The organism is Nonomuraea aurantiaca (assembly GCF_020215705.1).
Classification (GTDB): domain Bacteria; phylum Actinomycetota; class Actinomycetes; order Streptosporangiales; family Streptosporangiaceae; genus Nonomuraea; species Nonomuraea aurantiaca.
Window position 1 is genome coordinate 89,746 of record NZ_JAIWNB010000002.1, and the last position, 22,421, is coordinate 112,166.

The following is a 22,421-nucleotide window of genomic DNA, read 5'->3' on the forward strand; positions in this document are numbered from 1 at the left end:
GCCCCTGCGCGGGGCCGCCCGGTCTTTTCAGGAGGGGGAGAACGTCAGGCGATCGCCGGTTCGCCCGAGGAGCGCGGCGCGCTCACCGGAGCCTCGTCGAGCGGCTGCGGGGGAGCGTTGAGCACCGCCTCGTCGATGCGGCCCTCGCTGCGGGCGACGAGGACCGGCACCACGATCTGTCCCGCGACGTTGGTGGCGGTGCGGATCATGTCGAGGATCGGGTCGATGGCCAGCAGCAGGCCGACGCCCTCAAGCGGCAGGCCCAGGGTGCTCAGGGTCAGCGTGAGCATGACGATCGCGCCGGTCAGACCGGCCGTCGCGGCCGAGCCGACCACGGAGACGAACGCGATCAACAGGTACTCGCCGATCCCCAGCGGGACGTTGAACACCTGCGCCACGAAGATCGCCGCCAGCGCCGGGTAGATCGAGGCGCAGCCGTCCATCTTGGTGGTCGCGCCGAACGGCACGGCGAAGGAGGCGTAGTCGCGGTCGACGCCCAGGCGCTCGATCGTGACCTTCTGCGTCAGCGGCAGCGTGCCGACCGAGGAGCGGGAGACGAAGGCCAGCTCGATCGCGGGCCACGCGTTGCGGAAGAACGTGATCGGGTTGACCTTGCCGACCACCGCGAGCAGCGTCGGGTAGACGGCCAGCAGGACGATGAAGCAGCCGACGTAGACGCCGAGGCTGAACTTGGCCAGCGGCGCGATCAGGTCCCAGCCGTACGTGGCGACCGACTTGCCGATCAGGCCGGCGGTCCCGATGGGGGCCAGGCGGATGACCCACCACAGCGCCTTCTGGACCAGTTCGAGGATGGAGCGGCTGAAGGTGAGGAACGGCTCGGCCTTCTCGCCGATCGCGATGGCCGCCGCGCCGAGGACGATCCCCAGGAAGACGATCTGGAGGACGTTGAGCTCGGTGAACGCCGTCACGATGTTCGTCGGGATGATGCCGGTGAGGAAGTCGACCCAGGTGCCGACGTTCTCGGGCGCCTTCGCGCCCGCCGTGTTCAGGGTGATGCCCTGGCCCGGGTTGATGATCAGGCCGAGACCGATGCCGATGACGACGGCGATCAGCGCGGTGGCCAGGAACCAGAACAGCGTCTTGCCGGCCAGCCTGGCCGCGCCGTTGACGTTGCGGAGGTTGGCGACGCTGACCACCACGGCGGTGAACACCAGCGGCGGCACTGCCAGCTTGAGCAGCTGAACGAAGATCTTTCCGACTTCGGTGAGCGTGGTGGCCAGCCAGGCGAGGTCCCAGATGCGGGCGGCGAAGCCGAGGGCCACACCCACGACCAGGCCCAGCAGCAGCTGCAGGGAGAAAGAGAATCTCTTCACGATGAGGAAGGCTCCGAAAGACGGCATGCCTGAGCAGGCATGCGAAGGGGGGCGGGTGAGGGGTCGGGGGATCCAGCGCTCGTCAGAGCGCGGTCAGCGACAGAGGGAGCCGGTCAGACGACAGAGATCGATGTGCAGCCGCTCAACAAGCCACACAGACAGGACGATGAACCTCACAGGATCACTTAACCGTAGTTAACGGGACACTATTCCGACTCTAGGAGCGATCTACCTCACAAATCAAGACTTTCCCGACTGGATGTCAGGGGAAGCATCGCGTGTCGGGGAGGTGACGGTGGGTCTCGGGTCGCCGCGCTGATCGGAGGGTCGCGTCGTGGGCGGACTGCCGCGCCGAAGGGGCCGAGCTCCGTCTCGCGCCCTGCACCCCTTGATGAGGGGTGGCGACATCGTCGCGACAGCCCCGCGAAAGCGGCAGTCGTCATGATTTCCCTGTTAGGCATCTACTCAAGGGGAGGCATGCGAATGCCAACGTCAAAGCAATTCGTCAGCGCGCTCGTGATTTCGTTGGTCGGCTCGGCCCTCGCCGTCACGGCGGTGCAGGCCGGCGCCTCTGCCGAGGTCGCGAGGGCGGCCACGGTCGCCGGCCCGGGGACGTATCGCTGCGGCTTTTACAAACAGGACTGTATCGATGTACGAAATGCGATGGCTGACAGCAATTACACCGTCGGCCCTATTATCTACTCTCCCGTAAGCGGCTACTCCTTCGACTATTGGCCCTGATCGGTCGGCGGCGAACGGCCGCACGCTTGACCTCTACCGCAGTTGAGGTTCCAGACTGGGCCTCGTAGTCGTCAAGCGAGGAAAGTGATCAGCTGTGCGAGTTGTACGAGTGGCGGAGTTCGGCGGCCCGGAGGTCCTTCAGATCGCGACCGTGCCGGACCAGGTCCCTGGGCCCGGCCAGGTCGTCGTCGACGTCGAGGCCGCCGGAGTCCTGTCGATCGACACGGTGATCCGCAGCGGGCAGGCCGGTGAGATCTTCCCGGTGCAGGTGCCCTACGTGCCAGGCGTCGGCGCGGCGGGGCAGGTCAGCGCGGTCGGCGAGGGCATCGATCAGGAGTGGATCGGCCGGCGGGTCCTCGCCGACGTCGAGAACGGCGCGTACGCCGAGCAGATCACCACAACGCTGGAGAACCTCATCCCGATCCCGGATGGCCTGGGGACGCGGGAGGCGTTGGCGTTGCTCCATGACGGCTCCGTGGCGATGCAACTCTTCGACCGGGTCGACCTGCGGCCCGGCGCGACCGTGCTGGTCCAACCCGCCGCCGGTGGCCTGGGCAGCGGGCTGGTGCAGATCGCCCACGCCGCCGGTGCCCGGGTCATCGGCGCCGCCCGTGGCGCCCGCAAGCTCAAGGCCGTCGAGGAGCTCGGCGCCGACGTGGTGGTCGACTACAGCACGCCCGGCTGGCTCGATCAGGTCGGCAGGGTGGACGTGGCCTTCGACGGCGTCGGCGGGGAGCTCGGCCGGGCCGTTTTCGACCTGGTGGCGCCCGGCGGCACGTACTCCAACTACGGATTCTCCGGTGGCGGCGGGTTCGCCGAGATCGACCGCGACGAGGCGGCGCGACGCGGGGTGACCGCGATCGGCATGGAGCAGCTCGTCGAGGGCCAGCCGCATCGAAGGACGTGGGTGGGGCGGGTGCTGAAGGAGGCGGTGGCCGGCCGGATCCGTCCGCTCATCGGCCAGACGTTCCCGCTGGAACGCGCCGCCGAAGCGCACGCCGCCCTCCAGAACCGCGACACCCTGGGCAAGACCCTCCTGCTGACCTGACAGCTACCTCGACGGGTGCTTGATCGTCAAGCGTGGGGTTAACGATGGGGTGCCGAACTCGTCGTTGTTCGCCGCGATGAGCTCCCCGAAGCTGGTGGCACACACCGCTTGTGAGGAGCTCGACATGCACGTCCTGATCTCTGGCGCGTCCGTCGCCGGTCCCGCGCTGGCCTACTGGCTGCACCACCATGGTCACCAGGTGACCGTGGTGGAACGCGCCCCGGTGCTGCGTGACAGCGGGTACGCGGTCGACTTCCGGGGGGACGCGTTCGACGTACTGGAGCAGATGGGCATCCTGGACGCCGCGCCGACCGCCGGGATGGGCGGGCGATCACCTGGCCGCGTTCACCGCCTACGAAGCGCAGATCCGGCCGTACGTGACCGCCAATCAGCAGCACGGCCGTGAAGCGGTCAAGATGTTCGGCGCCTGATCGCCCCTCCCGCGAGGGAATCAGCCGCCGGCGGCCGATCGCCTGGTGTTCAGCTGGTCGAATCCCACCGCGACGAGGATGAGCACGCCGATGGCGATCTGGAGGTAGAAGGCGTTGATCGCCAGGAGGTTGCCGCCATTGTTGAGTACGCCCATGATCAGTGCTCCGGTGGCGGCGCCGATCGCGCTGCCCTTCGCGCCGAAGAGGCTGGCGCCGCCGATGACGCAGGCGGCGATCGCGTTGAGCTCGAAGCCGGTGCCGGCGGTGGGGATGCCCGCTCCCAGGCGGGAGGCGAGCAGCACCCCGCCGAGGCCGGCGAGCAGACCCGAGATCATGTAGACGGAGATCGTCACCAAGCGGACGGGGACGCCCGCGAGGCGGGCCGACTCCGGGTTGGAGCCGACGGCGTAGATGTAGCGGCCGAAGACCGTCCGGGCGAGAACGAACCACATCACGACGGTCACTACGGCGGCGATGATGAGGAGGTTGGGGATCCCCAGGATCGTGCCGTTGGCGATGACCTGGAACGCGTCCGGTACGCCCTGAATGGTCTGGGCGTCCGTGGTGACCAGGACCAGGCCGCGGGCGATGCCGAGCATGCCCAACGTCGCGATGAACGGCGGTAGCAGGGCCCGGGTCACCAGCAGGCCGTTGACGATTCCGAGCACCGTGCCGATCGCCACGCCGAGCAGGATCGACGGCAGGATCGGCACACCGGCGACCAGGAACTGCGCGGTGGAGGCGCCGGACAGGCCGAGAATGGAGCCGACCGACAGGTCGATCCCGGCGGTCAGGATGACCAGGAGCTGGCCGATCGCGATGATCCCGAAGATGGCGACCTGACGGGCGAGGTTGGCCAGGTTGTTGCCGGTGAGGAACTCGTCGCTGGCCAACGTGAGGGCGCCGATCGCCACGAGCAGGACGACGAGCCCGCCGCTCTCCCGTCCGGCGATGTCGCCCAGCGTGACGACCCGCCGCTTCGGCTCGGCCGTCGGCTCCGGCGCCTGCCTGGGCTGCGGCACCGTCTCCAGCGCCGCCGCGTCGTCGGGTGCGCCGCCGGGCGGCCGGTTGGTGATCGTGGTGGTCTCGATCGGCTCGCGCCAGACCAGCTTAGGCATCTCGGCTCACCCCTCCTGGGTCGTCCGGCCTCGGGGGAGTCGCGCTCCGAGGGGCCGCGACCTCGCCGCCGTCCGCACTCTCGTCTTCACCGCTCGGGAGCTCGCTGTCCGGGGGTTCACTGTCCGGGAGTTCGGCGCCTCCGCTGCCGCTGGCCAGGCGGAGTACGTCCTCCTCAGCGGCGGATCCGGGAAGCTCGCCCGCGACCGCCCCGTCCCGCAGCACGAGGATGCGATCGGCGAGCCCCAGCAGCTCCGGGAGGTACGACGAGACCACGATGATCCCCAGCCCGTCGGCCGCCAGATCACCGATGACGTTGTAGAGCTCACCCTTGGCCCCGACGTCGATGCCCTTCGTGGGCTCGTCGAACATCAGCACCTTCGGCTTGGTGAGCAGCCACCGGGCGAGCAGCACCTTCTGCTGGTTGCCGCCGGACAGCGTCGAGACCGGCTGGTCGTACGAACCGGCGCGCAGCCGCAGGCTGTCGAGCAGCCGATCGGCCTCCTCGGCCTGTTCGCGGCCGGGCAGGAGACCCCGGCGAGAGCCGCTGCGCAGGCTCGCGATGGTGACGTTCTCCCGGATCGACAGCTCCGGCAGCAGCCCCAGCACCTTGCGGTCCTCGGTGAGGAGCCCCACCCCGGCGTTCATCATCGTGCGCGGCCCGGACGGTTTCACCGGCTTGCCCCCGACCTCCACCTGACCGGCCACGATGGGCGCGGCGCCGAAGATGGACAGCAGCAACCCGCTCCGTCCCGCCCCCAGCAGCCCGCCGATGCCGAGGATCTCGCCGGCCCCCACGTGCAGGTCGATGCTCGGCGAGCGGTCGAACCGGCGCAGGCCCCGGACCCGCAGCGCGGGCGTTCCGGCGTGCCGGTGGGTCTCCGGATAGAGCGAGCTGATCTCCCGGCCGACCATCGCGGTGATCAGACGGTCCTCGTCGTACCCGCTGATCGGCCCGGCCTCGGACAGGCCGCCGTCCCGCAGCACGGTCACCCAGTCGCCGATCTCGAACATCTCCTCGAGCCGGTGGGTCACGTACAGCATCGCTATGCCGCGCTCGCGCAGCCGCAGGATGTGCTGGAGCAGGCGCTCCGACTCCGCCTCGGTGAGCGCCGTGGTCGGCTCGTCGAAGACGATCACCTTGACGGAGTCCGCGGTCAGCACCTTGGCGATCTCCACGAGCTGGCGGGTGGCCGCCGGAAGGCGTTCCACGATCGAGTGCGGACTGAGCTCCGTCAGGCCGACCTCGTCGAGGGCCTTTCTGGCGCGGGTCTCCAGCCGGTTCCTGGCGATGATCCCGGTCCGCGCCGGAAGGCGGCCCATGAACAAATTCTCCGCGACCGACAGGTGGGGGAGCAGGCTGAGCTCCTGGTAGACGGCCTGGACGCCGGCCGCGCGTACCGATGCCGGGGTCGGCGCGGTGACCGGGTGGCCGTCGATCTCGTAGCTGCCGCTGTCGCGGCGCAGCGCACCCGTCAGCACGCGGATCAGGGTCGACTTCCCCGCGCCGTTCTCCCCGGCCAGGCAGTTCACCTGGCCGGGGACCAGGCGGAGCGAGACGTCGCTGAGGGCCTGGACGGGGCCGAAGGCCTTGGACACGCCGTGCAGCTCGACGACTGGCTCGGCCATCATTCCGCCTTCATCGTCGGCGGGTTGAGCAGCTGCTTCACATCCGGCGCCGTCATGTTGCCCTTGTCGGCCACGACCGCCCCGGGGTCGATGTCACGCGGCGGGATGCGCTTGACCGTGGCCATCCCGGCCGCCAGGACACCCTGGTATCCGAAGAAGTACGGGTTCTGCACCACCAGCGCGTCGATCGTGCCGGCGACGAGCGCGGCGTTCTCCTGCGGGTCGGAGTCGAACGCCACGACGGGGACGGTCGCGGCGGCGTGGTTGTCCTGGATCGCCCGAGCCGCGCCGACACCCGAGGTGTTGTTGTCGGCGAAGACCCCCGCCAGGTTCGGATTGGCGGTCAGCGCGTCGTTGACCTGTGACGCCGCGGTGTTGATGTCGTTGTTGTTGAAGCGCTGCAGCCCCACCTTGACCTGCGGGCAGTTGTTCGCGATGCCCTGCTTGAAGCCGGCGTCCCGAGCGACGAGTGACTGGATGCCGGCCACCGAGGACTCGATCATGACAGTGCCGCTCGTCTTGTTCTGTGCCTTGAGCAGCTCGCACATGCGCTTGCCCGCCTGGGTCCCGGCCTTGACGTTGTCGGTGCCGATGAACCCCTCCGAGGCGGTGGTCACGCGGCTGTCCACGGTGATGACCTTGAGACCCGCCTTGCGCGCCCGGTCGATCGCCGAGTTCAGGGCGCTGGAGGAGTTGGGCGCGATGACCAGGCCGTCGACGCCCCGGGAGATGGCGTTCTCGACCAGTTGTACCTGTTGGTCGATGTTCGTCTCGGAGGTCGGGCCGAACGTGCTCACGTTGAGCCCGAAATCCCCGCCCGACTGCTTCGCCCCGGCGATCATCGTCTGCCAGAACGAGGAGTCGCTCGCCTTGATGATCACATCGATCTTCTTGCCGCTCGCCAGCCCGCCCGCGCCGCCGCCCGCCGCGTGTCCGGCCGTGCTTGTCGCCCGGCCTCCCACGACTCCGAGTACCAGCGCCACCAGCGCGATCGCCGCGACCAGTGAGAGCGAGAAGACGATTCGAGAACTAGCCATGACGGCCCCCTGAGAAGGTGTCTCAGGCGGCGATCACTCTCGGTCGTAGCGCCCCCGAGAACACCCTTCCAGCAAAGCCGGGGAATTCCCTGGTTCGAAACTAGTAAAGAGAAAAGAACTCATTACTCGCATCCGCCAACCACCGAGCCACTGAGGGGCCACCGCGCCTACAGCAGGATGCGCCGGTGCCCCGCGTACCGGCGAGGGCGCTGGACTCTGGCGAGTTCGCGCAGCGCGCGCGACGCGCCGCTCCGCCTGGCCAGGGCGAGTGCCTGACGGGCACTCTCGGCCGAGCGCTCCCGGTCATGGGCGTCGGCGTACGCGTGGGCCATGCGGGCCAGGGCGTAGGCGACGGCGTACGTCGGCTGCGCCTTCGGCGGTCCCAGCTCCAGGATCTCGATCGCGCCGCTGGCCTGACCGAGGTCGATGAGACACCCGGCGCACAGCGCGTTGTGCGCCTCGGCCGAGCAGTCGAACCGGTAGGGCGGTTCGTCGCCGGGTTCCTCCAGCGACTGCGCCGACTCCTCCAGGCGGCGATGGCACATGTCCACCTCGCCGGCGAGCGCGTGACCCTGCGCTTCGTGATGCCGGGACAAGGCGTCCATCCGCGGCGGAAGTTCGGCGCGTTCGCGGGCCGCGATGGCGAGGTCCACGAGCCGGCCGGGATCGCCGGGGGTGTCGGAAAGGCCGCCCCGCTGGGCGAGCGTGTACGCCTCCAGCAGCGCGTCCGCCGTTTCACGGGCGTCGCGGATGGCCTCGTCCGACCAGGTCAGCGCCCCTTCGGGGTCGCCGGCCTCGTGGTGCATGCGGCTGATCAGCTCGGCGTTCTCCGCGGCGAGCGCCAGGAAGGCCCGCCTGACGGGCGTACTGGCGTCGCGGTGGAACTCCTCGATCCCGGCGAAGACCGGCCGCAGCGCGTTGATCAGGTCCGCGGGCCGGAGGTCGGTACGGGAGTAGGCGTCGAGGAGGGTCCTGAAGTAGCGGACCGTCCCGTCATCGGCGCGCTGGGGCGCCTCGATCGCCCGGCCGGTACGTTCCTCCTCCTCGGCGGTGAACATCCCCGACTGCAGCGGGATGTTCGTGACGTAGTGCCACCGGGTGGTGCCGGCCGCGTCCCCCACGAACAGGTCCGCCTCGTCCACACCGAACGCCCGGCAGAGCAGCTCCGCGTGCGACTCGTCGAGCCGCCGCTCACCGGTCTCCCACAGCTGGATCATCGAGCTGAGCGCCTCCGGCGCGGGGAGTTGGTCGCGGGTTGTCTCGTCCGCCGCGTCGGCCAGCCGCCTCCCGAGCTCGCGGCGGCTCCACAGCCGTCCGCGGCGCAGGACCCTCAGGCGGGCGGCCCAGATCGGAACATCGATGTCAGCCATTGGCGTTCCCTCATCGTCCGAGTGATTTGTCTCTATTGTCCGCTTTCTAGGACTGTCTCGTTAGTCCTGAATCGGTAGATCAGCCGGTTGACCTGGTCGGATGCCCACCCGTGGTGTCACATGGCGGTCGAAGGCGGGCGCCTCAGCGCTGTGCGGCGAGGGTCTGCCGCCAGTGCTCGGCCGCCTGCAGCATGTCGTTACCGAGCAGCTCGAAGAACCGGCTCGCGGTGTCCAGGCGCGCGCCGGCCGGCGTGGCGGGCCCGAGCAGCCGGGCCCCGCGCCGGGCGGCCTCCACCCACATGTCCATCGAGCGAACGCTGGTCCGCCACGCGTGGTACCAGACGTCGTCGTCGATGAGATAGCGCTGCCGGCGGCCCTCCTGCTCGCGCCTGACCAGGGCGCGTATCTCCAGCCAGGCGATGACCTTGGAGATCGACGCCGGGCTGACCTGGAGCCGGGCGGCCAGTTCCGCGGCGGTCAAGCCGTCGCTGTCACCGGTGAACAGGCAGGCCAGAACCCTGGCCCGCATCGTGGGAACCCCCGTCTGGATCATCATCGCGGCGAAGGACTCCTCGAACTCGCGCACCGCCTGCGCGTCAGGCCCCTGAGCATCGGAGCCGGCAGGCTCCGCGGCGGCCGGATGCAGGCTCGGTCTACGGCGGCGGGCCCGCCAGCCGGTGGCCTGGTGCGCCAGATTGGCCCGGTAGCCGGTGGCGCCGCCGTTGCGCGCGACCTCACGGCTGATCGTCGACCTGGGCCGGCCGAGGTCGCGGGCGATCTCGGCGTAGCTGAGCCCCTCCCTCAGTCCCGCGGCGACGCGCCGCCGGTCCTCGTAGGTGAGGCGGCCTCCCGGCATGGGTCCTCCCGATCGCGGTGACGGCGTGCATTCAGCGGCAATGTCATTGCACCCGTCATCCTACGTCCACCTGCGCAAATGCCTAGATCAGCTTGTCAGTTCGCGAAACGCCTTTCTAAGGTTCCGTACGCCGGACGCCGGGTTCCGTGCGCCGCGAACCATGAGGAAGGACCATCCCCTGATGAGCGAGAACGTTCGGCAACTCGCCCGCGAAGCACGACGCGCCATGCGGCAGGGCCCAGCGGCGATCGTGCGGCGGCAGCGGATCCACCTGGCCGAGATGGTGGCCCACGCCCGCGCCCACTCGCCGTACTACAGGGAGCTGTACCGCGACCTGCCGGACAACGTCGACGACCCGGCGCTGCTCCCGGTCACCGACAAGAAGAAGCTGATGGGCCGCTTCGACGACTGGGTTACCGACCGGCAGGTGACCCTGGAGCGGGTGCAGGCGTTCGTGGCCGACCCCGGCCTCGTGGGCGAGCGGTTCGAGGGCAAGTACCTCGTGGCCACCACCACCGGCACCACCGGCGTACGCGGCATCTTCCTGCTGGACGAGCGGAGCATGGCCGTGGAGACCTCCCTCGCCTCACGCTCCAGCGCCGATGTGGGGGTCGGCGACGTCATCCGCACCCTCGCCCGCGCCGGCCGTACCGCCGTGATGTCCGCGCCCGGCGGCCACTTTCTGAGCGCCGCCTCGACGGCCCGGTTCCGCAAGGACAGCCCGCGGCTCGGCGGGCGGATGCGGGCCTTCTCGATCCACCAGCCGCTGCCGGAGCTGACCGCCGAGCTCACCCAGTACAACCCCGCGATCCTCGTCGGCTTCTTGAGCATGCTCACCCAACTGGCCGGCGAGCAGGAAGCCGGCCGCCTGCGCATCCACCCCGTGCTGATCATCGGCGGCGGTGAGACGTCGACGGCGGCCGATCTGGACCGGCTCGCCACCGCGTTCCGCGCCAAGGTCCGGGTCGCCTACGCCGCCACCGAATGCAGCTTCCTCAGCCTTGGCTGCCGGCACGGCTGGTATCACGTCAACAGCGACTGGGCCGTGGTCGAGCCGGTCGACGCCGACTACCGGCCGGTCCCGCCGGGGGAGCTGTCCCACACGGTCCTGGTGAGCAACCTGGCCAACCGGGTGCAGCCGATCCTGCGCTACGACCTGGGGGACCGGGTCCTGCTCCGCCCAGACCCCTGCCCGTGCGGCAACCCGCTGCCCGCCATCCAGGTGCAGGGCCGCGCCGCCGACATGCTCACCTTCCCCACCGGCCGGGGCGAGCACGTCGGCATCTCGCCGATGACCTTCGGCACCCTGCTGGACCGCGCTCCCGGAATCGAGCAGTTCCAGATCGTGCAGACCGCGCCCACCACGCTGCGCGTGCGCCTGCGAGTCGAGGCCGGTGCCGACGCCGGGCGCGTGTGGCAGGCGGTACGCGATGAGATCGCCCACCTGCTCACCGAGCACAAGGCCGGTGACGTCGCGATCGAGCGCGCCGAGGAGCCGCCGCAGCAGTCGCCCGGCGGTAAGTTCCGCAGGATCATCCCTCTGGCGTGACCGCACCGCCGGGCTGCGTGGGCTTCAGATCCGGTCGCTGAGGGTGCGCAGCAGAGCGCCGAACCCGCGCGTGGCGAGGCGCGGCGGGATGGCGCCGTTCATGCGCACGAGGTACTCGCCTTGCAGCAACGTCCTCGGGCCGGACACCGCGAGGCTGTGCGTGGCGATCGCGGAGGCCAGGGCCGCCTGCCGCCTCCGCCTGGCCGAGTACACGCCCACGACCGAGGCCGGATCGGGCACGGCGCCCAGGCAGTCCACCAGCGTCGCCACGTCCTCCAACGCCTGGTTCGTGCCCTGCGCCATGACGGGCGGCATCCCGTGCGCCGCGTCCCCGAGCAGCACGCACCGCCCGCCACCCCAACGGCGCGGCACCTTGTGCCGGGTGTGCGGGAACACTTCGGCGTCGCCTTCCCCCAGCGACGCCAGCACCCGCTCGACCGGCGAACCCCACCCCGCGAACCGCCGGCGCAACATCTCCAGCGGCTTGTCCTTCGGCGGCGCGTCCGGCGACCACGGCACGTCGAAGAACCACTGCATGAGCCCGTCACCCGCCCCCATGTACCCGAAGTCACCCCGCCGGCCGAGCATCATCGTCGTGGTCGACCCGGGATCGAACGGGGCCGGCGTCAGGCCCTGCCAGGTCGCCACCCCGGTCAGGGCCGCCGGGCCGTCGCCCAGGACGAGGGTGCGCACCCGCGAGTGCACACCGTCGGCGCCGACCAGGACGTCGCCGCTGTACTCCTGACCTGCCCGCGTCCGCACCCGTACGCCGTCGCCGTCGGCCCACAGCTCCGCGTCCCCCGCACCGAACCGCACGGTCCCCTGCGGCAGGCCGCTCTCCAGGAGGGTGATCAGCGACCCGCGCGGGACCACCCGCGCCGCCGACCCGAACCGTTCGGCCAGCGCCGCCAGGTCGAACTCCAGCACCCGGCGCCCACGGGCGGTACGCAGGCATAACGTCGTCAGCGGCTGCCCCGTCCCTTCCAGGTCGACGCCCAGGTCGCCGAGGATGGCCGTGCCGTTGTGCCACAGCGTGATGGCTCCGCCCTGGAGGCGCGGCTGCGACGCCTGCTCCAGCACGACCACCTGGTGCCCCGCGCCGATCAATCCCCGCGCCGCCGCCAGCCCGCTGATCCCCGCCCCTGCCACAAGCACCCGCACCGGTGGCCTCCACTTAAACTCTACGATAAGTAGTACTACTCTTTATAGAGCATCCGGGCCGTCGTCCACAAGGTTGCATGGAACAGGGCCCCCACCGCGCCGTGGAGGCCCTGTCAACGCAGGATATTCAGGTGCAGTGTTCGAAGATGCTGTCGTAGGTGGAGGTGCCTGCCTTGCCGCCCCACCTCACGCACTTGTCCGCCGCCGCGGCGCGTACGGGCCCCGCGTAGTACGTGAAGTTGCCTGAGTCGGTGACCCTGCTGCTTCCCTGCACTTCCAGGTAGGCGCTCGTCGCCGTGGCGGTGCCGAGGGAGGTCCGCTTCAGGGTGGCGACGCAGTTGTTGCCGTTGCCGCTGTTGTAGAGCAGGTAGACCGTGCCGGAGGTGCCGAGCGCCGCCGAGTCGATCACGCTGTAGCCGGCGCCGCAGACTTCCTGCGGGGTGTACGGGTTGCTGGTGTTGCCGCAGTTCTTGGAGGTCAGGGTCTGGACGGGATAGCCGAAGGTCGTGCCGTTGAAGACGGCCTTCTGGATGTTGGAGGGGTAGTCGGTGCCCAGTCGTACCTCGTAGTGAAGGTGCGGAGAGATGTTGTTGCCGGGCTTGCTGGTGTTGCCGACCGTGCCGATCTTCTGTCCCTGGGAGACAGTGGCCCCCTCGCTGACCGAGCGGGTGTTGAGGTGCGCGTAGTAGGTCGCCCAGCCGCCGCCATGGTCGATCTTGACGAGGTTGCCGTAACCGTTGGTCGAGCCCTGGTGGGCGGAGATGACCACCGTGCCCGCGGCCGCGGCCACCACGGGGTCGCCCAGGTCGGCGTCCGCCGTGCTGCCCCTGTTGAAGTCGATCTCCCACGACAGGTGGGCGCTGCTGCCGTTGGAGTTGCCGGTCCACGACTGCCCGCAGGGGAAGGGCAGCTGGAAGTTGGTGGCCATGATGCCCGCGTCCGCCGTCACCTGGTTGGGTGGGTCGCCGCTCTCCTCGCCTGGATCGGCGGCGGCGACACTCAGGAACAGGGCTAAGCCCGCGATCGCGATTGCTCGGAGTTTCACTGGACCCCTTCCGCACCGAGTACGTCTTGCTAGGGCCCAGGGTGCGAAAAATCCGTACAGAAAACATACAGAAACTGCATGGTTCCGCTCCGTGTCCGCACATGTCCCCCCGTGGCCCTCCGTACGCCCGGCAAGGACCGTCGAGCCGCGCCGCGACCGTACGCCCGGAAGGACCCGCGACCTAGGCCGGCCGAGCCGCCACCGTCCGCCACCCGAAGGTGACGGCGCCGGCCAGAAGCACCAGGCCGGACAGCACCCCGCTGATGAGCGGCACCCAGGTCACGGCCTCCGTCGACGCCAGAACGAGACCGGCGACGCCCAGCAGAGTGAGCAGCACACCGGGTATGGCGATGCTCCAGTCCTTCCATATGGGCGCCAACGCGATGAAGTGCACACCGACCACGAACGCCACCCAGGCCACGTTGGTCTGAACAGGGCGCTCCCAGGCGGCCAGCACCCGGAGGCCACCGAAGAGCAGGATCGCCTCGGCGGCGACGATGATCAGATAGCCACGGCTGAACATGTTCCGTCGCGGGCCCGCCACGGACCGCTCCTTGCGGGCGGTGACGAACCACAGGGCCAGAACACTCGCGGCAGCCAGGCAAGCGGCCACCCGCAAGAGATTCACGGTCACGGTGTTGAGCGGGCTCTGCGCGTTGACGACGACGAAGACCGCGCCGAAGACCGCGCCGACCAGCAATCCAGTCATTCGCTGCATGATCTTATTGAACTCCTTGCCGGGTGGGCACTGCAGTGGGGCTGAGACGAGGACGAGGTAGGTCTGGCACTACCTCCTCCGACGAGCCCACCGGATGCATGGCCCGCAGCTCACCGGCCGAGGCGGCGGCCTGGGCGATCTGCTGCCGTACGAGCTCGCGGTCCTCCAGCCGCTCCACGTCGATGGGGATGCCGCGCAGCTCTCCCACGACCTCTTCCAGCCGATGGGCCAGCCGGGCCAACGACACGCTCTCGTCCACGCGCCTCCTTCACCTACCGCGCCGTCCGGACGCGAACCTCCTGGCAGTTGCCGACCATTCTCGCAGCGCCCGCATGAGCTGCGACGCGCCGCGGGTGGTCGAGCCGCAGGTGAGCTGGTAATGCGAGTGGAGCTGGTAATGCGAATAGTCCTTCATGACTGACCGATGGCGCCTGAGGGTAGAAGTTCTCCAGAGAGGTTTGCTCCGATCATTTTCCCAAGGTGGTAGCCATGCGGCGATGGCTTGCTCGGATAAAGGACCAGGCCGACGCCGTAATCGCACTCATTCTGGCTGTTGTGTTCAGTGTTCTCGGTGTGCTTGAAGCGGTCCCGGGTGACGTGATCAACAATACGATCCTGGTGACTCTGGCGGTGCTGGCCTTCTCTCTCCTGCGGGATCGCTGGCGGAAGCAGGAGACCGGTGAGACGGCGCTGCGCAGGTTTTCGGAGCTCATTGGTGATCTGGATGATTCGCTGTACGAGCTTCGAGAGGTGAGGCGGCTGGGTGGTGAGATGGCTCCCGTGTACGGGCTTCTTCGCGGCGCTTTCCGGTATAATCAGAGATCTCCGTTGGAGATCGAGCTCTCCCTCTCCTCGGTATGGTCCAATCAGCGCTTCGACCGCTACAACGACTATCTGCTCATAACCGTGCGGGACAAAGGTTGGCCCGCCTACCGGATTCGTAGCAATGCGAAGCTCTACGCGGACTATTCGACCCACCTGTCGGTCAGCTTCCGGCAAGCTCGGGCGGTGCGCCTGAGCGGCCTCGGTGACAGCGTATTAGCCGAAATACCGTCGACCGAGGAGATCAGACAGCTTTTCGACCAGCTCCATCTTCCATTGCACTCCTATACGGATCACGACATCGCACACATCCGCCAGCAGGCGTTGACCCCCACCAACCCCTACGGCGACTGACCTCGTTCCGTGGCTCCGGAGGCCGGAGGCCGCCTCGCCAAGGCTCCGCGTGTTCGGGCGTCTGACATGCCCGCATGTCCTAAGGTAAGCCTCTAGCGATCTTCGGATGCGCAGCTCGCACCAGCATGTAACACCTCAGGGAGAGCCGTGTCCCCGATGGGCGACCGACCCGATCTTGTGGAGATCGGCGACCTGCTTCGCAAGCAGGACCCTCGCCTTCTCGAAGAGCCGTGCGCCAGACTGCTCGACGCCGTCGCCCGCGATCGCCATCCCGTGGAGCCGTTGCTGCACCCCCTCGGGTTCGTCTACGCCCCGCTGGCCCGCTGGCCACACGCCACTCTGCGCCTGCATCTGTGGCCGCCGGTGGCACAGCGTCGGCACCTGACGGCCGACGAGGTGTCTCCCATGCACGATCACACATGGGACCTCGTCAGCTATATCGCCCACGGCGCCCTGGAAAACGTCGAGGTAAGTGTCGTTGAGGTGGACGAGCCGTCCGATGCTGATTTCCGGGTGTTCACGATCTACGGCGAGGGCGTGGTCGACCGCGTGGTGCCCACCCAAACTCTGGTGAGGATCGAGGCCGAGCGGAAGACGCGCCATTTCGCAAGGAGTATCTATACGATGCCCGCGGATGTAGTGCACCGGAGCGAGGCTTCCGGTGATCCGACGGTCACCCTCGTCCTGGCGCTGCGGACGGAACGCCAAACCGAACGCGCTCTGGGGGCCCTGGACTTGCCTGCCTACACCACTCGGCGACAGGCGTTTCCAAGAGATGAGTTCACGAAAGCAGTCCGGGACATTTTTCTTGAAAATTAGCTTTGCCGCCAAACACGGCGAATGCCCCACAAGCGTCCGGTGGGCGAAACGGGAGAGCGACGGCCCCTGACCAGTGGGCCGTCGCTCTCCTCTTGTCATCAGGCTCTGGTGAGCGACGGGCGGGAGCGGAGGTCATGGAGCGTCAGTCGACGGACCTGATCCCACGGTGATGACGATCTTCCCGGCGGGATGGCCTTCGGCGAGGTAGCGGATGGCGTCGGGCGCGTCGGCGAGGGGGTAGGTGCGGTCGATGGCCGGGGTGACCGCGCCGGATTCGATCAGCTCCGCCAGCTCCTCCAGCTCTTCGGCGCGTTCCTTGGAGGCCACGCCACGGAGTCGCTGGCTGGTGAACATCGAGACGAAGGGTGCGCGCAGCTGGCGGCTGTAGCCACCGAGCAGTCCGCCGGCGTCATGCCCGCCGCCGGCCAGCACCAGGGTCCCGCGCGGGGTCAGGGCGCGCCGCAGCAGCGACAGCGGGCGGCAGCCCGCGAGGTCGATGATCACGTCGTAGCTCGGCCCGTCGCGGTCGACCTCCTCCTGGGTGTAGTCGATCACCTCGTCGGCGCCGAGCGACCGCACCAGGCCGGCCTTGCCGGTGCCGCACACGGCGGTCACCTTCGCGCCGGACGCCTTGGCGATCTGCACCGCGAACGACCCGATGCCGCCGGCCGCGCCGATGACCATCACTCTCTGCCCGGCGCGTACGTGGCCGCCGTCGCGGACGCACTCCAGCGCGGTCACCCCGGAGATGGGCACCGCGGCGGCCTGCTCGAACGACAGCCTGGGCGGCTTGGGCGCGAGCCGCTTGGCGGGGGCGGCCGCGTATTCGGCGAACGTGCCGCTGCGCGGGCTGGTGCCGTACACCTCGTCACCGGCTTCGAACCGCCGAACGCCGGAGCCGACCGCCACGACCACCCCGGCCAGTGCCCGGCCGCGTACCGGCACCCTGGGCCTGGTCAGGCCGAACCAGGCACGCGCCCCGTACGGCCGGCCGGTCATGCAGACCCACACGCCCGGGTCCACCCCGGCGGCGTGTACCCGGACCAGCACCTCGTCGTCGCCGATCGACGGCTGGTCCATCTCGCGTAACCGGAGGACGTCGGCCGAGCCGTACACGTCCTGAGCGATCGCTTTCACTTCGTCTCCTCCTGGGAGTCGGGGTATTGGAAGACCTCGTCGAGCGGGACCTTGAACACGTGGGCGATCTGGAAGGCCATCTCCAGGGACGGCGAGTAGCGGCCCTGCTCGATGGCGATGACGGTCTGCCGGGTCACGGAGATGCGCTCGGCCAGCTCGGCCTGCGTCATCTCGTCGTGCGCGAAGCGCAGGGCACGGATGCGGTTGGTCACCCGGGTCGGTTTCACCATTGAGGCAGGCTCCTGCGGTAGACGAGGACCTTGGCGACGTTGCCGAGGATCGACGACAGGACGAAGCACACGTAGATCACGTTGGCGATCCAGAAGCGCTCCCAGTCGGCGATCGCCATGAGCATCGCCGCGACCGCGCCGATCACCACGAACGCCTGGCCGACATGGTCACCCAGCCGCCCGATCTCCCGGTCTCTCTCGTCCTTCAGCAGGGACGCCCTGGGATTGAGCGCCCCGACCACGATCTCGATCACGATCGTGGCGAGGATGGCCGCGCCCACGCTCCACAGCAGCGCCGCGGCATAGGGCACTTCGGCCAGCGGGTGGTCGCCGGTCTGGCTCAAGACCACGAACGCGTACGCGCCGTACGCGGCGACGGAGACGATCAGCCGGATCCACGCCCGTTTCTCTTCGAGTGTCATGACAGCTCCTCGATGTACAGAATCTTTGACATCTCGAAAGTAGCAAATCTTTGACTTAATGTCTAGAAAGTTTTACATGGCACATCGCGCACCTAACGCAAGACCGTCGACGGGCTATCCGTCGACGGTCTTGGCGTCAATCAGTGGCCAGGGGCCGCTAGGGCAGTCCCCACGCGGGCGCGCTGTCATCGCCCGGCACGTCGCGCGGCTGGGAAGGGTGCTGGCCCGGCCGGCTGACGATGGCCGTCCTGCCTCTGCGCAGCGGGATCTCCAGCGTGTCCGTACCCCGGTGAGGGAGGGGCCTGCCGTGCTCGTCGCGGACCTCGACCGGGCCCTCGATGCCGTGCCGGAGCCGCAGCGGCTCGCCGGCCTCGCTGCGGACCCTGATCCAGTCCGTACGCCCCTGGCTCCGCGAGGCGTCCACCAGGAACGCCCCCTGTGTACGCAGCTGTTCGACCGAGACCTCGGCCCAGGTGGCGGAGACCGCGGGGAACACCTTGACCACCCCGCCATGGCTCTGGATCAGCATGTCGAGCACCGACTGGGCGGCGGCCAGCGGGCTCTCGATGGCGAAGTTGGCGCCCTCCCTGTACATCGTGTTCGGGGTGATGGCGCAGTTGTCCACGACGTTGCCGTCGATGAAGAAGCGCAGCTGGGCCAGCGCCTCCTCCGGGTTGCCGAACAGCGTCTCCATCGAGGAGGCCGCCGCGAAGCTGTAGCCGTGCCACCGCTCCCGCATGCTGGTCCAGTGCTCGAAGCTGCGCCGGTCGAGCGACTCCTGCAGCGGATACAACCAGAGCAGGTGCGAGTAGTGCCGGTGCGACTCGGCCAGCGGCACGTCCGCCCCGATCATCACCCCATCCTCGTTCTGGTGGTAGGGCACCAGCCGCGCGAGGATCTCCTGCCAGCGGGCCTTGCGCGGGTCGTCGAGGCGTAACCGATCGGCGCTGTCGAGCAGGGTGCGGCAGCCCCAGCGGATGAGCGAGAGGTCGTAGGTGGCGTCGGAGGCGTTCGCGTACTCGGGCGAGCGGGTCTCGGGCAGGTGCAGCCGGCCGTCGGCGCCCTCGACGAGGAAGCGCTCGTAGTAGGTGATCGCGCCGGTGAGGATCGGGTGGAGCAGGTCGCGCAGCACCGCGTCGTCCATGGAGTGGCGGTAGGCGAGCCAGACGTTGTGCATGCCCCAGGTGAGGTTGCCGGTGTGGTCGTTGGGACTCACGCCGGGCACGCCGACGTATCGCGGGCCGGGCCTGAGCATGCGGTCACCCGGATGGCACAGCGCGTAGGACTTTCCATCGCGATAACCCGGATTCACGTTAAGCTCCAGATTTTCGCGATATTTCCGGAATGTCGTGGTTACTGCGTCCAGCTCCGGATGGTTCGAGCCGTTGATCATCGGATAGCTGACCTGGACGTTCAGGTTCCACCAGATGTTGGTCCAGCTGTTGCCCGCTTCGGGGAACCACGGCCCCCACTCGGTCACCACGGGCGCGCCGTCCCTGGTGGCCGAGGCCATCTTGTAGAGCTGGATCCAGTAGAACCGCTGCAGCCGCTTGTCCGGGATCGACAGCAGGCTGCGCCGGTAGAACCGCTGCCACCAGAGCCGGTGGGTCACGACCTGTGCCTCCGGGTTCCCGTCGAGCACCCGGCGCACGGTCCGCACGGCCTCCTCGACCCCGGTCGAGTCCGGATATCCGTAGGCGATCGTGGCCGCGAGCACCCGGCTGGTGCCGTGCCGGACCTCGCGCCAAGCCGTGGTGTAGCCGCCTCCGGCGTGCATGGGCTGCTCGACGTGCCCCTCGGCGACCACCGGTTCGGGGTTGCCGGTGTACTCGGGCGGGAGCCGGATCGTCCTGGTCGTATGGGAGGGCAGGGGCGTGAAGCCCCACGCCGCCGCCTCCTCTCCCGGCGTCGGCGTCGTGGACACCAGCAGCACGCCGCGCTGGTTGAGCACGAGCGCGCTGAACCGGACGCCGCCCTGGGTGGTCGTCACGGTCCCGGTGAGCTCGGCGCGTTCGAGGTCCAGCCGCCAGTCCACCGCGGTGACGGTCCCGGCGAAGGTCAGCGTCAGGTAGCCGATGGGCAGCCGCGAGTAGCCGATCGCCGCCTCCCACTGCCCGCGCTGGTCCTGTACGAGGGAGTGGTTGAGCATGAACCGCAGGACGTTCCCCTCGCCGCCCTTGTTGTAGACGTGCACGCCGAGGAAACCGTTGCCGAGGAACGGCCCGTTCTGCCAGCCGCTGGGCAGCCGCTTCCAGATCATGGCGGCGTCACGCAGGACGTCCCCGTGCGCGTCCGTCTTCTTCTCCGGTACGGCCTGCGCCCACGCTGTGGGGGAGGTGGCGACCACGGCAGCGGCTCCGCCTAAGGCAACACCTCCGAGGAATGTCCGTCGCGAGGAGGTATTTTCCGACATTGTGCCTCCGTTGGGGGGACTGATGAGGCAATTCATCTGATGAATGAGAAGATCCATCCTGGTGACTGTCTCTGTCAAGCCCTCTCAACGCCCCTGGTCGGCAGGAGCGACGGGGATTCTCAGCACGAATCGCGCGCCCTTCTCCGAATCCTCGATGGTCAGCGCCCCGCCGTGGCGCTCGGCGATCTCCCTGGCGATCGCCAGCCCGAGTCCCGTGCCTCCCATGTCCTTGCTGCGGGCGGCATCCAGCCGGGTGAAGCGCTGGAAGACGAATTCCCGCTGGTCAGGACGGATGCCGGGGCCGTCGTCGTTCACCTCGAGCACCGCCTCCTCGCCCTTGCGGCGGACCGAGATCGCCACGGTGGAGTCGGCGTGCCGCGCGGCGTTGTCCAGGAGGTTGGTGAGCAGGCGGCCGAGTTGGAGCCGGTCTCCGTCGACGACCGCCTCGGGCTGGAGGTCGGTCACGACGCGGGCTTTGGGGGCCCGGCGGTCGAGCTCGGTCATGACCAGCTCGCGCAGGTCCACGCGGTCGCCGTCGCACTGTGCGCCGGCGTCGAGCCGGGCCAGCACCAGCAGGTCGACGACGATCGCCTCCAGCCGGTCGAGGCTGGCCAGCAGGGCTTGCGCCATGGCAGTCCAGTCCGCCTCGTCCGGGTGCAGCATGGCCGCTTCCAGCTGGGTGCGGATGGCGGTGATGGGACTGCGCAGGTCGTGCGAGGCGTCGGAGGCGAAGCGCCGCTGCTGCTCGACCGCCGCCTCCAGCCGCTCCAGGGTCAGGTTCGCGGTCTCGGCCAGTTTCCGGATCTCGTCGTGATGGTCGGGGACGGGCACCCGGCGGCCGAGGTCGGTCGAGGTGATCTCGGCCAGCTCGGCGACGATGTCGTCGACGGGGTCGAGCGTCTTGCTGACCGTACGGTAGGCGCCGATCGCCGTGGCGCTGATCAGCAGCGCGGACCCGGCGAGGAGGGCGATGACGACCGAGCGATCGATGTACCAGGGGACGACGAAATCGGCGCCGTAGACGATCCAGTCGCCTCCGGGTCCGGCGACCCGTATCGCCACGACGATCATGCACGTGTTGGCGAAGCCGGGCACGGTGCAGGCGATCCGGTCCGTGATCAGGTTGTCGTCCGGTGGGGTGAAGGAGGCCATGCGCGGTTCGCCGAGCATCCGCATGTTCGACGCTACGAGCCTGCCGTGGGCGTCCACCACCTGGAGAGCGGCGATTCCATGGTCGGGGAGCAGGGAAGGGAGCTGGTTGCGCGAGATGTGCCGGGCCACGTGCAGCTCGGACTGGAGGATCGTGTCGGTCCGGTCGTCCATGGCGCGTTCGTGGGCGCCCACCAGGATGAACACGCAGACGACCACGCACAACGCCGTCATGACGGCACCGGCCAGCAGCGTCATCCGAGTCCGTACGGACAACTCGTGCCGCAAGGTCACCATGTCTCTCCGTCCGCCTGACGATCACGCGCCAGGAGCGGGTCCGGAGGCAACCGCTCCTGGTTCGCCCGACTCGATCAGGTGTGCCGCGCGTGCAGCATCGGTTTCAGTGCCACCAGCGCGCCGACGGCGAAGATCGCGGTGGCCAGGTAGATGAGCCCGAGGTGGCCGATAGTGGCGAAATGGTATGGATAGTGCGCTGGCAGGGCGATGATCAAGGCCAGCACCGGGACCACGATCGCCGTCACGTACGCCCACCAGAGTCCGTGCCTGACCCCGAACCAGGCGAGTGCCGCGGTGGCCAGCCCGGTCGAGGCGATGAAGCCCGACAGCGCGATGTGCAGGTGCGCGATGTACCTGAACAGATCGGGACTGAACGACTGGACCTGGGCCCGGCTGACATCGACCTCGTGCGGACCGATGCCGAGCTCCAGGAACCCGCCGGTGAAGTTGCGGATGAAGAAGATCACCGCGTAACCCACGAATGCCAGGCCGGCCAGTGCCATGAGCGCCGCGCCGAGCCGCCGGGCGCCGGGCGCCGCGTCTGTCGCCGGGTGATGAGCGATGGTCGCCATGGCCGCCCCCTTCCTGAAATCGTCGCCAAGGGGGGAGCGCGGAATGAACACCCCCATTGTCCCACCTGCACGGGAACGCACCCGACCACGCCCTGGGAGGCGGGAGGCGTACCGATTATTGGCCATCTCCTGACCGGTGGTTCGGCGGGAGAAGACCGCCGCACTACATAC

Annotated in this window: 22 protein-coding genes and 1 pseudogene; 6 read left to right on the forward strand and 17 right to left on the reverse strand. The window is 68.8% G+C overall.

The genetic code is table 11. The annotated features are described in order from the left end of the window. Positions 1 to 44 precede the first annotated feature (44 nt). Both LDL49_RS06180 and LDL49_RS59075 read right to left on the reverse strand, forming a co-directional pair. Complete coding sequence (locus LDL49_RS06180; protein WP_225289946.1) at positions 45 to 1,334, reverse strand: dicarboxylate/amino acid:cation symporter; 1,290 nt, start codon at positions 1,332 to 1,334, stop codon at positions 45 to 47. 93 nt (positions 1,335 to 1,427) lie between these two features. Beyond that, complete coding sequence (locus LDL49_RS59075) at positions 1,428 to 1,511, reverse strand: putative leader peptide (RefSeq protein ID WP_357943094.1); 84 nt, start codon at positions 1,509 to 1,511, stop codon at positions 1,428 to 1,430. A 300-nt stretch (positions 1,512 to 1,811) separates the two neighbouring features. Here LDL49_RS59075 and LDL49_RS06185 point away from each other — a divergent pair, with 300 nt between their 5' ends. From LDL49_RS06185 to LDL49_RS06195, 3 genes and pseudogenes are all read left to right on the forward strand, one after another. Next, the gene (locus LDL49_RS06185) at positions 1,812 to 2,075 is read left to right on the forward strand and encodes a hypothetical protein (protein ID WP_225289947.1); all 264 of its coding nucleotides are present in this window, start codon (positions 1,812 to 1,814) and stop codon (positions 2,073 to 2,075) included. Between the two features lie 94 nt (positions 2,076 to 2,169). After that, a complete protein-coding gene (locus tag LDL49_RS06190; RefSeq protein ID WP_225289948.1) occupies positions 2,170 to 3,123 on the forward strand; it encodes a zinc-binding dehydrogenase in 954 nt (317 codons plus the stop codon). Positions 3,124 to 3,247: 124 nt separating this feature from the next. Continuing rightward, positions 3,248 to 3,427: pseudogene (locus tag LDL49_RS06195) on the forward strand (NAD-binding protein); the annotation flags it as partial. Positions 3,428 to 3,574: 147 nt separating this feature from the next. Here the strand turns inward: LDL49_RS06195 and LDL49_RS06200 are convergent. The 5 genes from LDL49_RS06200 to LDL49_RS06220 form a co-directional block, all read right to left on the reverse strand. Next, positions 3,575 to 4,672, reverse strand: coding sequence for an ABC transporter permease (locus tag LDL49_RS06200; protein ID WP_225289949.1), 1,098 nt, complete (start codon positions 4,670 to 4,672; stop codon positions 3,575 to 3,577). Next, entirely contained in the window at positions 4,665 to 6,302 is a 1,638-nt protein-coding gene (locus LDL49_RS06205; protein ID WP_225289950.1) for a sugar ABC transporter ATP-binding protein, read from the reverse strand. The genes LDL49_RS06200 and LDL49_RS06205 overlap by 8 nt, the downstream gene beginning before the upstream one ends. Further along, positions 6,299 to 7,336, reverse strand: coding sequence for an ABC transporter substrate-binding protein (locus LDL49_RS06210; RefSeq protein WP_225289951.1), 1,038 nt, complete (start codon positions 7,334 to 7,336; stop codon positions 6,299 to 6,301). Before LDL49_RS06210 ends, LDL49_RS06205 begins: the two co-directional genes overlap by 4 nt. 167 nt (positions 7,337 to 7,503) lie before the next feature. Next, positions 7,504 to 8,706: an NsdA family TPR-like regulatory protein gene (locus LDL49_RS06215; RefSeq protein ID WP_225289952.1), complete on the reverse strand. Its 1,203-nt coding sequence runs from the start codon at positions 8,704 to 8,706 to the stop codon at positions 7,504 to 7,506. 142 nt (positions 8,707 to 8,848) lie between these two features. Further along, complete coding sequence (locus LDL49_RS06220) at positions 8,849 to 9,562, reverse strand: MarR family transcriptional regulator (RefSeq protein ID WP_225289953.1); 714 nt, start codon at positions 9,560 to 9,562, stop codon at positions 8,849 to 8,851. Positions 9,563 to 9,743: 181 nt separating this feature from the next. On the opposite strand from LDL49_RS06220, the gene LDL49_RS06225 reads away from it, so the two are divergent. Further along, positions 9,744 to 11,111 (forward strand): phenylacetate--CoA ligase family protein, encoded by a 1,368-nt coding sequence (locus LDL49_RS06225; protein WP_225289954.1) that lies wholly within the window; start codon positions 9,744 to 9,746, stop codon positions 11,109 to 11,111. Positions 11,112 to 11,135: 24 nt separating this feature from the next. Here LDL49_RS06225 and LDL49_RS06230 read toward each other — a convergent pair whose 3' ends face one another. From LDL49_RS06230 to LDL49_RS06245, 4 genes are all read right to left on the reverse strand, one after another. Continuing rightward, positions 11,136 to 12,272: an FAD-dependent oxidoreductase gene (locus LDL49_RS06230; RefSeq protein WP_225289955.1), complete on the reverse strand. Its 1,137-nt coding sequence runs from the start codon at positions 12,270 to 12,272 to the stop codon at positions 11,136 to 11,138. A gap of 127 nt (positions 12,273 to 12,399) precedes the next feature. Beyond that, a complete protein-coding gene (locus tag LDL49_RS06235; RefSeq protein ID WP_225289956.1) occupies positions 12,400 to 13,317 on the reverse strand; it encodes a M23 family metallopeptidase in 918 nt (305 codons plus the stop codon). Positions 13,318 to 13,498: 181 nt separating this feature from the next. Further along, entirely contained in the window at positions 13,499 to 14,026 is a 528-nt protein-coding gene (locus LDL49_RS06240; RefSeq protein ID WP_225289957.1) for a hypothetical protein, read from the reverse strand. A 13-nt stretch (positions 14,027 to 14,039) separates the two neighbouring features. Next, complete coding sequence (locus LDL49_RS06245; RefSeq protein WP_225289958.1) at positions 14,040 to 14,294, reverse strand: hypothetical protein; 255 nt, start codon at positions 14,292 to 14,294, stop codon at positions 14,040 to 14,042. A gap of 230 nt (positions 14,295 to 14,524) precedes the next feature. On the opposite strand from LDL49_RS06245, the gene LDL49_RS06250 reads away from it, so the two are divergent. Together LDL49_RS06250 and LDL49_RS06255 are read left to right on the forward strand one after the other, a co-directional pair. Further along, positions 14,525 to 15,211, forward strand: a complete 687-nt coding sequence (locus LDL49_RS06250) for a hypothetical protein (protein WP_225289959.1) — start codon at positions 14,525 to 14,527, stop codon at positions 15,209 to 15,211. A gap of 156 nt (positions 15,212 to 15,367) precedes the next feature. Further along, on the forward strand, positions 15,368 to 16,030 hold the full coding sequence (locus tag LDL49_RS06255; RefSeq protein WP_225289960.1) for a hypothetical protein: 663 nt from the start codon (positions 15,368 to 15,370) through the stop codon (positions 16,028 to 16,030). 132 nt (positions 16,031 to 16,162) lie between these two features. Here the strand turns inward: LDL49_RS06255 and LDL49_RS06260 are convergent, their stop codons facing one another. From LDL49_RS06260 to LDL49_RS06285, 6 genes are all read right to left on the reverse strand, one after another. After that, the gene (locus LDL49_RS06260; protein WP_225289961.1) at positions 16,163 to 17,167 is read right to left on the reverse strand and encodes an NAD(P)-dependent alcohol dehydrogenase; all 1,005 of its coding nucleotides are present in this window, start codon (positions 17,165 to 17,167) and stop codon (positions 16,163 to 16,165) included. Next, positions 17,164 to 17,397: a helix-turn-helix transcriptional regulator gene (locus LDL49_RS06265; protein WP_225289962.1), complete on the reverse strand. Its 234-nt coding sequence runs from the start codon at positions 17,395 to 17,397 to the stop codon at positions 17,164 to 17,166. The genes LDL49_RS06260 and LDL49_RS06265 overlap by 4 nt, the downstream gene beginning before the upstream one ends. Continuing rightward, positions 17,391 to 17,819, reverse strand: a complete 429-nt coding sequence (locus LDL49_RS06270; protein WP_225289963.1) for a hypothetical protein — start codon at positions 17,817 to 17,819, stop codon at positions 17,391 to 17,393. The genes LDL49_RS06265 and LDL49_RS06270 overlap by 7 nt, the downstream gene beginning before the upstream one ends. Positions 17,820 to 17,976: 157 nt before the next feature. Next, entirely contained in the window at positions 17,977 to 20,289 is a 2,313-nt protein-coding gene (locus LDL49_RS06275; protein WP_308016082.1) for a glycosyl hydrolase family 95 catalytic domain-containing protein, read from the reverse strand. Positions 20,290 to 20,316: 27 nt separating this feature from the next. Beyond that, the gene (locus LDL49_RS06280; RefSeq protein ID WP_225289965.1) at positions 20,317 to 21,678 is read right to left on the reverse strand and encodes a sensor histidine kinase; all 1,362 of its coding nucleotides are present in this window, start codon (positions 21,676 to 21,678) and stop codon (positions 20,317 to 20,319) included. Positions 21,679 to 21,752: 74 nt separating this feature from the next. Further along, complete coding sequence (locus LDL49_RS06285) at positions 21,753 to 22,250, reverse strand: hypothetical protein (protein WP_225289966.1); 498 nt, start codon at positions 22,248 to 22,250, stop codon at positions 21,753 to 21,755. Positions 22,251 to 22,421: the final 171 nt, after the last annotated feature.